This is a genomic window from Azospirillum canadense (assembly GCF_025961225.1).
Taxonomy (GTDB): domain Bacteria; phylum Pseudomonadota; class Alphaproteobacteria; order Azospirillales; family Azospirillaceae; genus Azospirillum; species Azospirillum canadense.
Genome location: NZ_JAOQNG010000010.1, coordinates 311,263 through 324,874, shown reverse-complemented (window position 1 = coordinate 324,874; position 13,612 = coordinate 311,263). Strand labels below are relative to the sequence as shown.

The 13,612-nt window shown below is 70.6% G+C and carries 9 protein-coding genes; 5 read left to right on the top strand and 4 right to left on the bottom strand.

Annotation, left to right across the window (positions count from 1 at the left end):
* Positions 1-58 precede the first annotated feature (58 nt).
* The 5 genes from ptsP (at position 59) to M2351_RS37255 (ending at position 8,512) form a co-directional block, all read left to right on the top strand.
* Positions 59-2,593: a phosphoenolpyruvate--protein phosphotransferase gene (gene ptsP / locus M2351_RS37275; protein WP_264661025.1), complete on the top strand. Its 2,535-nt coding sequence runs from the start codon at positions 59-61 to the stop codon at positions 2,591-2,593.
* Positions 2,590-3,555 carry a 1-phosphofructokinase gene (gene pfkB / locus M2351_RS37270; protein WP_264661024.1) on the top strand — a complete coding sequence of 322 codons (966 nt, stop codon included), beginning with the start codon at positions 2,590-2,592 and terminating at the stop codon, positions 3,553-3,555. The genes ptsP and pfkB overlap by 4 nt, the downstream gene beginning before the upstream one ends.
* 35 nt (positions 3,556-3,590) lie before the next feature.
* Complete coding sequence (locus M2351_RS37265; RefSeq protein WP_264661023.1) at positions 3,591-5,363, top strand: fructose-specific PTS transporter subunit EIIC; 1,773 nt, start codon at positions 3,591-3,593, stop codon at positions 5,361-5,363.
* 387 nt (positions 5,364-5,750) lie between these two features.
* Positions 5,751-6,653, top strand: coding sequence for a 4-hydroxy-tetrahydrodipicolinate synthase family protein (locus tag M2351_RS37260; RefSeq protein ID WP_264661022.1), 903 nt, complete (start codon positions 5,751-5,753; stop codon positions 6,651-6,653).
* A 188-nt stretch (positions 6,654-6,841) separates the two neighbouring features.
* Positions 6,842-8,512, top strand: coding sequence for a methyl-accepting chemotaxis protein (locus M2351_RS37255; RefSeq protein WP_264661021.1), 1,671 nt, complete (start codon positions 6,842-6,844; stop codon positions 8,510-8,512).
* Between the two features lie 63 nt (positions 8,513-8,575).
* On the opposite strand, the gene M2351_RS37250 is transcribed toward M2351_RS37255, so the two are convergent.
* From M2351_RS37250 to M2351_RS37235, 4 genes are read right to left on the bottom strand one after another with little or no spacing between them, the layout of a single operon-like run.
* Positions 8,576-9,871, bottom strand: coding sequence for a four-carbon acid sugar kinase family protein (locus tag M2351_RS37250; RefSeq protein ID WP_264661020.1), 1,296 nt, complete (start codon positions 9,869-9,871; stop codon positions 8,576-8,578).
* Positions 9,868-11,139: a ribulose-bisphosphate carboxylase large subunit family protein gene (locus M2351_RS37245; RefSeq protein ID WP_264661019.1), complete on the bottom strand. Its 1,272-nt coding sequence runs from the start codon at positions 11,137-11,139 to the stop codon at positions 9,868-9,870. Before M2351_RS37245 ends, M2351_RS37250 begins: the two co-directional genes overlap by 4 nt.
* Positions 11,140-11,147: 8 nt before the next feature.
* A complete protein-coding gene (locus tag M2351_RS37240) occupies positions 11,148-11,687 on the bottom strand; it encodes a VOC family protein (RefSeq protein ID WP_264661018.1) in 540 nt (179 codons plus the stop codon).
* Between the two features lie 38 nt (positions 11,688-11,725).
* Positions 11,726-13,606, bottom strand: coding sequence for a TRAP transporter large permease (locus tag M2351_RS37235; protein WP_264661017.1), 1,881 nt, complete (start codon positions 13,604-13,606; stop codon positions 11,726-11,728).
* Between the last annotated feature and the right edge of the window lie 6 nt (positions 13,607-13,612).

Below are 13,612 nucleotides of genomic sequence, written 5' to 3'. Positions count from 1 at the left end.
TTTCAATAACAGCGCTGCAACGGCCTACAAAAAATCAGTTGGAGGAGACGGACCCGCCATGGCACCCGAAACGCTGACCGCGACCCTGCCCCCCGACCTCGTCCGGCTGAACGCCCGGCCCGCCAGCAAAGGGGACGCCATCGGGGAAGCCGCCCAGCTGCTCATCGCCGCTGGCTGCATCGATCCGGCCTACGCCGACAGCATGCTGCGGCGGGAGGCGGTTGCGAACACCTTCCTCGGCCACGGCGTCGCCATTCCCCACGGCATGGTGGAGGACCGCAACCTCGTCCGCCGCAACGGCATCGCCATCCTGCAGGTGCCCCAGGGGGTGGAGTGGAACCCCGGCCAGACCGCCCAACTCGTGGTCGCCATCGCCGCGCAGTCGGATTCGCATCTGGCGGTGCTGCGGCGCCTGACCCGCCTGATGCAGGACGAGGCGCGCCTGACCGGCCTGTTCACGGCCACCGATCCCTCCGCACTGCTCGCCGCCCTGAACGAGGACCAGCCGAGCGCGCCCCCATCCGCCCCCGGCCGTGATCTGGCGGAACGGTTCGAGTGGGTGGTCGACTACCCCACCGGCCTGCACGCCCGCCCCGCGACCGCTTGGGTGGAGGCCGCCCGCCAGTCCACCGCCCGCGTGCAGATTCGCCACGGCGACCAAGTGGCCGACGCCAAGGCGCTCGTGGCGCTCCTGCAGCTTGGCCTGCGGGCCGGCGATTCCGTGGTCGTGTCGGCCGAGGGGGAGGACGCCGTCGCGGCGCTGGCCCGCGTGAGGGCGACCATCACGCGCCTCACCGCGCGGGAGCAGGCGGACGCCGCCGCGGCGGCGCAGAAAGCTCGCACACCCACGCGCGGCTGGACGCCGCCGGGCGCCCTGCCCGCCGTCGCCGGCATCCCGGCCAGCCCCGGCCTTGCCATCGGCCCGATCCATGTTCTCCAGTCGGCCGAGCTGACCGTGCCGGATCAGCCGGTTTCCTTGATCGAGGGCGGCAACCGGCTGCACGAGGCGCTGACCCTGACCCGCCAGCATCTGAAGGCGCTGGCTGACGACACCGCCCGCCGGCTGGGGCCCTCGGAAGCGGGGATCTTTACCGCCCAGGCCGAGCTTCTGAACGACACCGACCTCGTCACCGTCGCCTGCCAGCTGATGGTGGAGGGGCACGGGGTGGCATGGTCGTGGCATCAGGCGGTGGAGCGGACGGCCAATGGCCTATCGGCGCTCGACAATCCGGTGCTCGCTGCACGCGCCGCCGACCTGCGCGACGTGGGCCAGCGCGTGCTGGCGCGCATCGACCCGGCGCTGCGGATCGGCTCGATGCGCGACCTGCCCGACACGCCCTGCATCCTCGTCGCCGATGACCTGTCGCCATCGGACACCGCGGCGCTGGACATGGGCCGGGTGATCGGCCTCGCCACCGCGCAGGGCGGCCCGACCTCCCACACCGCCATCCTGGCGCGCACGCTCGGTCTGCCGGCCATGGTGGCGGGCGGCGGCGCCCTGCTGGGGCTGGCGAACGGCACTCCCGCCGTGCTCGACGGGCAGGCAGGCCGGTTGCACCTGACGCCGTCGGACGAGGACGTGGCGTCGGCCCGCGCCTGGATCGACCGGGAACAGGCGCGCAAGGCGGAGGAGGAGGCCCGGCGCGGCCTCCCCGCCCGCACCCGCGACGGGCACGAGGTGGAGATCGGGGCCAACGTCAACCGCCCCGATCAGGTCGCCATGGCCCTGTCGCAGGGTGCCGAGAGCGTCGGCCTGATGCGCACGGAGTTCCTGTTCCTGGAACGCGCCGAGGCCCCCGGCGAGGACGAGCAGTTCGAGACCTACCGCACCATGCTGGAGGCGCTGGACGGCCGCCCCTTGATCGTCCGCGCGCTGGACATCGGCGGCGACAAGCAGGTGCCGCACCTGCAGCTGCCGCATGAGGAGAACCCGTTCCTCGGCGTGCGCGGCGCCCGCCTGCTGCTACGCCGGCCGGACCTGCTGGACACCCAGCTGCGTGCCCTCTACCGCGCCGCCAAGGTGCGGGACACGTCAGGCCATGCGCTATCCATCATGTTCCCGATGATCACGGCCTTGCCGGAGGTGCAGACCTTGCGCGCCGCCTGTGACCGCATCCGCGCGGAGTTGGACGCCCCGCCGGTGCCGCTTGGCATCATGGTGGAGGTGCCGGCCGCCGCCATCCAGGCCGACGTGCTGGCCCGCCATGTGGACTTCTTCTCCATCGGCACCAACGACCTGACGCAATACGCCCTGGCCATCGACCGCCAGCATCCGGAACTGGCCGCGGAGGCCGACAGCCTGCACCCGGCCGTGCTGCGCCTGATCCGCCTGACCGTGGAGGGGGCGGAGCGGCACGGGCGCTGGGTCGGCGTGTGCGGCGGCATCGCCGGCGACCCGTTCGGCGCGGCGCTGCTGACCGGGCTGGGCGTGCGGGAGCTGTCCATGACCCCGCGCGATATCCCGGGGGTGAAGGACCGGCTGCGCGCCAGCGACCTGTCCGCCCTGCGCGATGCGGCGCGGCGCGCGCTGGATTGCGAGACCGCCGACGCCGTGCGCGCCCTGGACGGCACGCTGGAAGGAGGCGAGGCATGACCGCGCCCGCTGGCAACGCGCCCGTCATCACCGTGACGCTGAACCCGGCCATCGACCAGACCATCACGGTCCAGGCGCTGCGCCCCGGCACGGTCCACCGGGCCACGGCGGTGCGCCGCAACGCCGGGGGCAAAGGCGTCAACGTCGCCTCCTGCCTTGCTGATTGGGGAACGCCGGTGGCCGTTACCGGCCTGCTCGGCGCCGACAACGCCGCACCGTTCGAGGCGCTGTTCGCCGCCAAGGGCATCGCCGACCTGTTCGTACGGCTGCCCGGCGAAACCCGCGTCAACATCAAGATCGCCGACCTCGGCAGCGGCGACACGACCGACATCAACCTGCCGGGCCTGACCGCCACCGCTGACGCGATGGATCAGGTCAGCGAAACGCTCCAGCGCCTGGTCGCGCCGGGCTCCTTGGTTCTGCTGGCCGGAAGCCTGCCGGACGGGCTGCCGGACGACAGCTACGCGGCGCTGGCCGCCGACCTGCACGCGCAGGGAGCCCGCGTCGTCCTCGACAGCAGCGGTGCCCCGCTGGCGTCGGCGCTGGCGGAGGGGGCCGGTCCCCTGCCCTACTGCATCAAGCCGAACCGGCACGAGCTGGAGGCCTGGGCCGGCACGCCGCTTCCGACACATGCCGACCTCCTGGCCGCGGCGCGCGACCTGCACGGCCGCGGGGTCGGCATGGTGGTGGTGTCGCTGGGGGCCGACGGCGCCCTGTTCGTGGCGGACGGGCCGGCCCTGCATGCCCGGCTGCCGGCGGTGACCGCACTCAGCACCGTCGGCGCTGGCGACGCCATGGTGGCGGGCCTGATCGCCGCCTTCCGCGACGGTCTTTCAACGGAGGGCGTCGCCCGCCGGGCGGTGGCCTTCGCGACCGCCAAGCTCGGCTGCTTCGGGCCGAACCTGCCCGGCGCCGACGCGGTCCGGTCGTTGGCCACGCAGGTCCAGGTGACCACGCTTTAATCAAGAAAGGGCGCGTGTCCGCCCGGGAGGAAAACATGGCAAATATGCTGGCCGTGGTCGCCGCGGGCGACCTCAGCACCCAGGCCGTCCTGGCCGCCGAAGCCTTGCGCAAGGCCGCGATCTCGCTCGGCCACAGCATCGAGGTGGAGGTGCGGACCAGCCTCGGCATCCGCAACGGACTGCCCGCCAACGCGGCGGAGCGCGCGCAGGGAGTCATCCTGGTCGGCTCCGGGGACCTGGGGGAGGAACGCTTCGCTGGCCTGAAGCGCACGGCCGCGGCGCTCGACGCCGTGCTGGGCAACGCGCGGGCGGTGCTGGAGCAGGCGCTCTCCACCGCCACCACGACGGCGGCAGCCTCCGCACCGGCCGCGACCGGAACGCGCCGGATCGTCGCCATCACCTCCTGCCCCACGGGCATCGCCCACACCTTCATGGCGGCGGAGGGCATCCAGCAGGCGGCGGCGGCGCTGGGCCACCGGGTGCGGGTGGAAACGCAAGGGTCGGTCGGCGCCCGCGACACGCTGACCGACGACGAGATCCGCGACGCCGACCTCGTCCTGATCGCCGCTGACACGCAGGTGGACCTCAGCCGCTTCGCCGGAAAGCGCCTGTTCCGCAGCGGGACCAAGCCCGCCATCAACGACGGCCGCGCCCTGATCGAGCGCGCCCTGGCGGAGGCCAGCCCCTACGGCGCCGCGGCGGACGCAGCCTCGCCCCACCTGACCGACGCGGTCACCGCCGGCAAGGCGGAGCGCGCGACCCAGCGCAGCGGGCCCTACAAGCACCTGATGACCGGCGTGTCCTTCATGCTGCCCTTCGTGGTGACCGGCGGCCTGCTGATCGCCATCGCCTTCGCGCTCAGTGGCATCTACGTGGTCGAGGACAGCCAGCAGGGCACGCTAGGGCACGCGCTGTTCCAGATCGGTGCCAAGGGCGCCTTCGCCCTGATGGTGCCGGCGCTGGCCGGCTACATCGCCTTTTCCATCGCCGACCGGCCGGGCATCACGCCGGGCATGGTCGGGGGCCTCCTGGCCGCCAACCTTGGCGCCGGTTTCCTGGGCGGCATCGCCGCGGGCTTCATCGCCGGCTACGGCACCGCCTGGCTGAACCGACACATCCGGCTGCACCGCAACCTGGAGGGGCTGAAGCCGGTACTGATCCTGCCGCTGCTGGGCTCCCTGATCACCGGCCTCGCCATGATCTACGTGGTGGGCACCCCGGTGGCGGAGGCGCTGGCCGTGATGAGCGCCTGGTTGAAGGGGATGCAGGGCAGCAGCGCGATCCTGCTCGGCCTGCTGATCGGCGCGATGATGGCTTTCGACATGGGCGGCCCGGTCAACAAGGCGGCCTACGCTTTCTCCACCGGCCTGATCGCCAGCCAGGTCTACACCCCCATGGCCGCCGCCATGGCCGCGGGCATGGTGCCGCCGTTGGGCCTCGCGCTCGCCACCAAGCTGTTCGCCGACCGCTTCACCGCCGAGGAGCGGGAGGCCGGCAACGCCGCCGCCGTGCTGGGCATCGCCTTCATCACGGAGGGCGCCATCCCCTTCGCCGCCCGCGACCCGCTGCGCGTCATCCCGGCCCTGGTGCTGGGCGCCGCCCTGACCGGCGCCATCTCCATGGGGATCGGGGCGGAGCTGAAGGTGCCGCACGGCGGCGTCTTCGTGCTGCCGATCCCCAATGCCGTCACCCACCTCGCCGGCTACATCATCGCCATCGCCATCGGCACGGTGACCACCGCCATCGCCCTGCGCGTCCTGAAACGTCCGGCCGTGGTTGCGGCGGTTGCGGGCAAGGCGGTCGCATAACAGGGTCCTGTAAACGATTACACGAAACCGTGGACGCGCAGGATCCTCCCGGCTATGGTGACCCCGCTGCCCTGCGCAGCACGCTCTCATAGGGCGTTTCCTCCCTAGACTTAAGGCCACGCGCATCGCTGCGCGTGGCCCTTTTTTTGAGGTCTGTCGGCAACCGTGCAACGTGCGCGATTGACAGTGCGCCACAGCTCACTTAGCGTGACGACCATGCGCACGCGGTCTTCCCTTTCGCAGACGTCGAAAAAATCCCCGTAACGGGGATTGTGGGACCACGCGCGCCGACTCCGGCTGCAACCAGTCTTCCCAACCCCGTCAGGCCAGGCGGGGTCGTGGTGCGTTCGGCTTCGCCTCCTGTCCCACTTACAGGAGCACGAACCGATGACGTCCCTTTCCACCCCTTCCGGCATTTGGCTGCCACTCATCACGCCGTTCCGCGACGGCGCCGTGGATTTTCCTTCCTTGCGCCGCTTGGTCCGTCATTACGCCGATTTGCCGGTGGATGGCCTGATCCTCGGCGCCACGACCGGCGAAGCCCTGGCGCTGGACGACGACGAATTGCACCGCCTGACCGTGGAATCGGCTGAAGCCCTGGCGGGGTGCGGGCATGCCCCGACCCTGTTCATCGGCTTGAGCGGAAGCGACACCCGGACGATGGTCAAGGCCATGAGACGCGTCGCCACCCTGCCGGTGGCGGGTTGCCTGATCGCCTGCCCCTATTACGTGCGCCCATCGCAGGAAGGGCTGTACCACCATTTCCTGGCCATCGCCGAGGCGGCGGACCAGCCCCTGTGGATCTACAACATTCCCTACCGCACCGGCGTGAACATGAGCAACGACACCCTGCTCAGGCTGGCGGAGCATCCCCGCATCACCGGACTGAAGGATTGCTGCGCCGAAGCCGGGCAAAGTTTCGACCTGCTGTGCCGCCGTCCCCCGGGCTTCCAGGTCTTCACCGGCGAGGATACGTCGTACTTCGCCGCCTTGGCCCAAGGTGCGGATGGCGGCATCCTGGCGTCGGCCCATGTGGAGACCGCGGCCTTCGCTCGGGTGGGCGATCTGCTGCGGCAGGACCGGCTGGCCGAGGCCCTTGTCCAATGGCGCGCCATCGTCACCCTGACCGGCCTGCTGTTTGCGGAACCGAACCCGGCCCCGGTGAAGCATTGGCTGTGGCGCGAAGGGCTGATCGACAGCCCCGAACTCCGCCTGCCCATGACGGGCGTGAGCGCCACCCTGGCCCAACGCCTCGATGCGGAGATCGAACGCCGGCGAGCGTTCCGCTAACCCTGGAAAGCAAAACGGATGGTGCCGCGCGCCGGGCGCCTCGCAAGGCCATGTCTTGCCCCGGACCTCGCGCGCAGCACCCCGAACAGAGGTTCTATGCTCCACCAAAGGTGAAAGCCCTTCCCCGGCCATAGTGGGCAGTTCCGATCGGTGGTAAGACTGCCGAAGCTGCTGAGTGAGGACCCGCCGTGAAGATCGCGCAAAAGCTGAGCATCGGCTTTGGTGTCATGTGTTGCCTCGTTGTCCTGCCCCTGCTCTACGAGGCGAACCGGGTGGACCGCGTCTTGGGCGTCGTCGAGGAGGTTTCCCATCACGACATCGAAGCGGCGGCTTTGCTGAGGGAGATCGCCGTCCTCCAGTCGGACCTGCGCAGCCAGCGGGAGAGCGCCGTCGCCGAAGCGGTGATCGCCAGGGCGGAGAACCGGCTCCCGGACGTGATTCTGCTGCAGCAGGGCTACATCGCCGACAGCGAGAAGGTAAACGGGCTGGTGGACCGCCTCCACACGCTGGCCGTCTCCAGCGCGGACGCTCCCATCTCCAGCACGCGGGAACGGCTGTGGACGGAGATGATCGACCGCTCCAGCCGCCTGCGCGACGCGTTCCAGAGCGTCCAAAAGGACGCCATCCCGATGTTCGACAAGCTTCTCCAGGGTCATGTCGACGATGCGCGCGCCGTGCAGCCGCAATTGACCGCGATGCGCGCGGTCATCGACACAAACATCACCGACGGCAGCCAGATCAGCGAGCAGTTGGCGCAAGCCGGCCAGGACCGCGTGCGGCAGCTCCGCCAGGATATGGTGGAGTCCGCTGTGATCGCCGGCGCGGTCGGCATCCTGGCCGCCATCGCCATCGCTTTCCTGACCAGCCGCTCGATCACCGTCCGCCTGCGCCGGGCCGTCCGGCTGACCGGGCAGGTGCGGGACGGCGACCTGACGCAGCAGGTCGCGACGGAGGGTTCCGACGAGCTGGCGACGCTCGGCCGCTATCTCAACGACATGGCCGCGAAGCTGCGGACCGTCGCCTCCTCCACCCGTGCGACGGCGGAGAGCATGCACGCGGCGACGGCGCAGATCCGCGCCTCCACGCAGCAGCAGGCGGCCAGCGTGGCGCAGCAGCTGGCGGCAGTGGAAGAAACCACGGCGACGCTGAGCGAGATCACCGAGTCCGGCGCGCAGATCAACCGCCGCGCTCAGGACGTGGCGGAGAACGCCGAGGCCGCGGCGGCGACCAGCGACAACGGGCTGAAGGCGGTGGAGGACACCAACCTGGCGATGGACGCCATCCGCGAGCAGGCGGAGGCGGTGGCCGAGAACATCGTCGTGCTGTCGGAGCGCACCCAGGCGATCGGCGAGATCATCCTGACCGTCAACGACATCGCCGAACGCTCGCACCTCCTGGCGCTCAACGCCGCCATCGAGGCGGCGGCGGCCGGCGAGCACGGCCGCACCTTCGCCGTGGTGGCCAGCGAGATCAAGAGCCTGGCCGACCAGGCCAAGGAGGCCACCGCGCAGGTCCGTTCCAACCTCAGCGAGATCCAGCACGGCATCAACGCCTCGGTCATGCTGACCGAGGAGGCGGTCAAGCGCGTCGGGGCTGGCAAGCGGCAGACCGACGCCACCCAGGCCACCATCCGCGACCTCGCCGAGAGCGTGCAGGAAAGCCTGCTCGCCTTCCAGCAGATCGTCGCCGGCACCAACCAGCAACAGATCGGCCTGGAGCAGGTCACCCGCGCCATGCACAACATCCGCGAGGCGAGCAGCCAGACCGCCGCCGGCACCCGCCAGCTGGAGGGCGCCGCCGGCAACCTCAGCGACCTTGGGGAGGGGTTGGTGGGGCTGGTGCAGTATTACCGGGTGTGATGGGGTTGGTGTTGAGAGGGTCGGGGTGGGGGCTCCAACACAACCACTCCCCCCACACCACCCTCACCCCCGAACCAGCCGCTCCAACAGATCCTCGCTGCCCATCTGGCCGCCCTTCAACATCAGCTCCAGCCCGTCCGCGGCGGGGTCCGCGCTGTGGCTGCGGCTGACCGTCACGCCGGGCGAGAGCGTCGTCACATAGGACAATCCCCAGCAGCCGAGCGCCGCCACCGCCTTGCTCGACGTGTCGCCGCCCAGGATGCCGACGCGGCGCAGCGGCATCGCGCGCACCACCGCGACGATGAAGGCGGCTGTCGCGTCGGCCACGGCTGCGGCCTGCGTGGTGTCCGCGGTGCCGTCGGACGGCGCCGTCCAGACAAGCGCATGGCGACCCGCCCGCAGGAGGCCGGCGACCCGCTCCAGCAAGGCCGCCGTATAGGCGGGGTCGCCGCACAGGCGGCCGGCGTCGGCCGGGATTCGCTCGAAGGAAGTCGTGGCCTCGACTTGGCGCCGCGTGACCGGCGACAGGCTGCCCGCCATCACGAAGACCGGGCCGGAAGCCGGCGCTAGCCCGGTGTTCGAAACAGACCCCGCCGGCCACTGCGTCGCCAGCGCCTGTGCCACGCTGCTCGGCCCAACAGCCAGCAGCGGTGCGCGCAGAGAGCGCTTGTGGATCAGGCGGCCGGCCGGCTCCAAGTGCGCGGGGCTGCCGACGTCCAGCAGGACGCCGCCCTCCCCGGCCTCCACCAGCCCGTCCAGACGGGCGGCGAGCGCCGCAGGGTCCAGGTCGTAATCCGGGCAGTGCAGCGCCGCCAGCCCCTCCAGCCCCTGCGCGGCGAGGTGCCGGCGCAGGTCGGCCTCCGCCATGGGGGTGACGGGGTGACGGCTCATGGTCGGGTGGCGATCGATGCGGTGCACGGACCCGCCCGTGCCGGCCGCAGCGAAGAGATTGCTGAACAGGCAGTAGCGGCCGATGTTCGGCTGTCCGCCGACGATGGGCAGGAAACGGTTGGGGAAAAAGGGACGCAAAGCCGCCACGGCCGCCCCGATGCTCCCCACATGCGGCGCGCTGTCGAAGGTGGAGCAGCACTTGTAGTGCATCACCGGCACGCCGAGCCCGGCGAAGAAGCGCCCGACCGGCTCCAGCTCCGCCCGCATGGCCTCGGGGTCCATGGTGCGCGCGGCCCCGGCGATGCCCAGCGCGTCGAGATCCCCGAGCGACGCCAGCCGCGCCGCGTCGGGAATGCCGAGGAGGAGCAGCGCGCGCTGCCCCGCCTTGGCCAGCGTCGCCAGCGTGTCCGTGGCGCCGGTGAAATCGTCGCCGTACCAAGCGAACCGGGGGCCGTACCGCAAGGTCACGGCTTGGCCCCGAAGAAGTCCAGGGCGCGCTTCAGCTCCGGCTGGCTTTGCGCCGCGTCCGGCAGGCTGGTGCCCGCACGGACGGCCGCCCAGGCCTGCCGGATGGAGGCGACGCCCGCGGCCGGGCCGTCCGGGTGGGCCATGATGCCGCCGCCGGCCATGAACAGCAGGTCGTCGGTGCCCGCGGCGTCCCAAGTCACCGGCACCGTGCCCGCCCACTGGCCGGAGGAGAAGGCCGGCATCACGCGATCGTCGGCACCGTCCGTCAGCGGCGTCAGGCAGGCCCGCGCGCCGTCGATCACCTCCGCGTCCGGCTGAGCGAACTTGCCCTGAAGGCCGTGCACGTGCATGTGGTCCACGCCGGCCAGCCGCCACAGAACCTGATAGGCGTCGAAGCCGATGCCCAGCATGGGGTGGCGCGAGAAGGCGCCGAAGCCGTTGCGGTGCCCGTGCAGCGCCAGCCCGGTGCTCCGCCGCAGCGTCTGGACGGCGGAGAAGCCGCACCAGTTCAGGCTGACCATCACGCAGCTGCCGCCTTCCCTCTCCACCAGATCGGCGTGGCGACGCATGGCGTCGGTCTCGTCGGTGATGTTGAAGGCGACCATGACGTGCTTGCCGGTGCGGTCCTGGTGGCGGCGCACCCGCGCCATCACCGCTGGAATGCGCTCGGCCAGCGGCGCGTGAACGGGATCGGCGGAAATCTCGTCGTCCTTGATGAAGTCCAGCCCGGCGGCGCAGAGCTGCCCGACCAGTTCCCCCGTCTCCTCCGCCGACAGCCCGACGTTCGGCTTGATGATGGAGCCGACCAGAGCTCCCTCCGCCACGCCGGTCAGCCGCCGCGTGCCCGCCACGCCGTGGCGCGGCAGGTCGAATCCAGCGCGGTAGGCCGCCGGCACCCGGACGGATTCCAGGCGCAGGCCGGTGACCTCGCCCAGGTCGTACAGGTTGCCGGCCACGGTGGCCGCCAGGGTTGGCAGGTTGGCGCCGATGTTGGCGGTCGGGAAGGAGATGGTGACCTTCGCCCGCCGCCAGGGGCCCGGCTGATTCTTCCGCTCCAGCCAGCTGTTGGGCAGGCTGGGCGTGTCGGTCGCGGGCAGTTCCTCGATCCGTTCCACCACCGCGCGGGCGCGGGCGCGGAGGTCATCCGTCTCCCCATGCACGCGGGTGAAGGTGCCGCAGGACTGCTCCCCCGCCATCACCTCGGCCACCTTGGCGGGGTCGAGCGGGGTCTCGATCAGGTAGTCGGCCTCCAAACGGTCCGGACTCATGACGCGTCTCACAGCCGGTTGAGGTCGGGGAAGGGGCGGACGGGATCCTTGCCGTCCCAGCCGATGGAGGCCTCGCGGATCAGGTCGAACATCTTGCCCTTGGGACCGGCGACCTCCGACAGCTCGATGACCGTGCCGGGGTGGTACTCGGTGTCGAAATAGACGAAGCGGCCGCGCTCGCCCACCTCGCCGCTCATCACCGCCTTGAAGCCCTGCGCGGTCAGGCGCGCCAGGTCGGCGTCGTAGTCCTGCGTCCAGTAGGCAACGTGCTGGAGCCCGGTGCGCCCGGCCTGACGGAAGTCGCGGTACATCGACGGCGCGTCGTTGCGGGTCTGGATCAGCTCCATCTGCAGCGACCCGGAGTTGGCGAGCGCCACCGAATTGTGCGGCTCGTAGGACTCGCCGCGGTAGGTGTAGTTCTTGATCGGAACGCGCTCGTTGTAGAACCACGGACCGATGCCGAGCTTGCTGCTCCAGTAGTCCATGGCGGCCTCGATGTCGTCCACGACATAGCCGGCCTGCCGGATCTCGCCGAAAAATCGGCTCATGGGATGCTCCTCGAAGGAAAAGGGGGACCGGCCCGCCGTCAGAACGGGAGAAAGCCGGTGGAAATCCAGGGAACGGCGGCCACGACGACCAGCCCGATCAGCAAGGCGGCGACATAGCCCCAGATGTGCTTCAGGCCCTCGTCCGGGTGCACCTTGCTGATGGCGCAGGCGCCGTAGTAGCCGACGCCGAAGGGCGGGGAGAACAGGCCGATGCCCATCGCGAAGATCACCACCATCGCGTAGTGCACCTCGTGCACCCCCGCGGCGCGGGCGATGGGGAACAGCAGCGGGCCGAACAGCACGATGGCGGGGATGCCTTCCAACACGCTGCCCAGGATGATGAAGGCGACGATGGAGATGGCGAGGAAGCCGTAGCCGCCGCCGGGGATGCCGGCCATCCAGCGCGCCAGATCGCGGGAGAAGCCGGACTGCGTCAGGCCCCAGGCCATGGCGGTGGCGCAGCCGACGATGAAGATGATCGCACCGGTCAGCGACGCGGTCTCGATCAGCATCGGCTTGATGCGCCGCCAATCGAACTGGCGGTAGACGAGTAGCCCCATCAACGTCGCGTAGGCGATGCCGATGGTGGAGACCTCCGTCGCCGTCGCCACGCCCTCGACCACCGCGGCGCGGATGACGAAGGGCAGCAGGATGGCGGGCAGCGCCACCACGGCCAGCCGGGCGATCTCCTTCTTCGGGGTCCGCTCGACGTGGCTCAGATCCTCGTGCCGGTAGCGCCACCAGACCACGGCACACAGTGCCGCGCCCAGCACCACGGCCGGCAGCAGGCCGCCCGCGAACAGGGCCGCGATGGACACGCCGGTGACCGAGCCGATGGTGATCAGCACGATGGAGGGCGGAATGGTTTCCGTCTGCGCGCCGGTGGCCGACAGAAGGGCCACGAGGTCGCCGGGGGCGGCGCCGCGCTTCTTCATCTCCGGGAACAGCACCGGCGCGATGGCCGCCATGTCGGCGATCTTCGAGCCGGAGATGCCGGAGACGAGGTACATCGCCCCGATCAGCACGTAGGACAGGCCGCCGCGCACATGGCCCAGCAGGCTGGCCAGGAACTGGATCATCGCCCGCGCCATGCCGGTCATCTCGATCAGCAGGCCCAGGAAGATGAACAGCGGCACCGCCAGCAGGATCAGGTGCGACATGCCCTCGTCCAGCCGGCCGACCATCACCAGCATCGGCGTCGTGGTGGTCAGCCCCAGATAGCCGAAGGTGGCCAGTGCGAAGGAGAAGGCGATGGGCACGCCGGCGAAGACGTTGGCCGCGACCACGCCGACGAAGAAGATGATCAGGTTCAACTGGCCCAGCGGCTTGAACACGGGTCCGGCCAGCCAGAACAGCACGGCCACCACGGCCGTCAGCAGCACCGCCGCCCCGACCAGCTTGGGCGAGCGTAGCCGCATCAGCCGCGTCAGCGCCGCCACCAGCATCAGCGCGATGCCGGTGGGCAGCGCCGCCGCCCGCCAGGCGTTGGAGATCTCCAACGCCGGCGTGACGATGAACTGCTCCTCCATCGCGTAGTCGGTGGCGGGGTGCAGGATCATGCCCAGGAAGGCGACCGGCACGGTGATCGCCAGCGTCTCCAGCAGCGCGCGGGTGCGCGGGCCTATGAGGCCGAGCATGCCGGTCATCCGCATGTGCTCGCCCCGCCGCAGCGCCACCACCGCCCCCAGCATGGACAGCCAGAGGAACAGGATGGAGGCCAGCTCGTCCGACCACACGATCGGCGCGTGGAAGACGTAGCGGGCCACCACGCCGGTCAGCAGCACGCCGATCTCGACGAGCACCAGCAGGGCCGCCACCGCTTCGATCGTTGCCGCCAAGCCGCGGTCGAACCGTTCCGCGAAATACGCCACCGATCCGGCGGGGGCGCTGGTCACGTCATTCAGGGTCGCTTCACGCATGGTCGC

What these genes read in the sequence shown, in the direction of transcription:
- pfkB (WP_264661024.1), top strand. Translation starts at nt 2,590, where the DNA reads ATGACCGCGCCCGCTGGCAACGCGCCCGTCATCACCGTGACGCTGAAC.
- M2351_RS37240 (WP_264661018.1), bottom strand. Translation starts at nt 11,687, where the DNA reads ATGAGCCGATTTTTCGGCGAGATCCGGCAGGCCGGCTATGTCGTGGAC.
- ptsP (WP_264661025.1), top strand. Translation starts at nt 59, where the DNA reads ATGGCACCCGAAACGCTGACCGCGACCCTGCCCCCCGACCTCGTCCGG.
- M2351_RS37245 (WP_264661019.1), bottom strand. Translation starts at nt 11,139, where the DNA reads ATGAGTCCGGACCGTTTGGAGGCCGACTACCTGATCGAGACCCCGCTC.
- M2351_RS37260 (WP_264661022.1), top strand. Translation starts at nt 5,751, where the DNA reads ATGACGTCCCTTTCCACCCCTTCCGGCATTTGGCTGCCACTCATCACG.
- M2351_RS37265 (WP_264661023.1), top strand. Translation starts at nt 3,591, where the DNA reads ATGGCAAATATGCTGGCCGTGGTCGCCGCGGGCGACCTCAGCACCCAG.
- M2351_RS37235 (WP_264661017.1), bottom strand. Translation starts at nt 13,606, where the DNA reads ATGCGTGAAGCGACCCTGAATGACGTGACCAGCGCCCCCGCCGGATCG.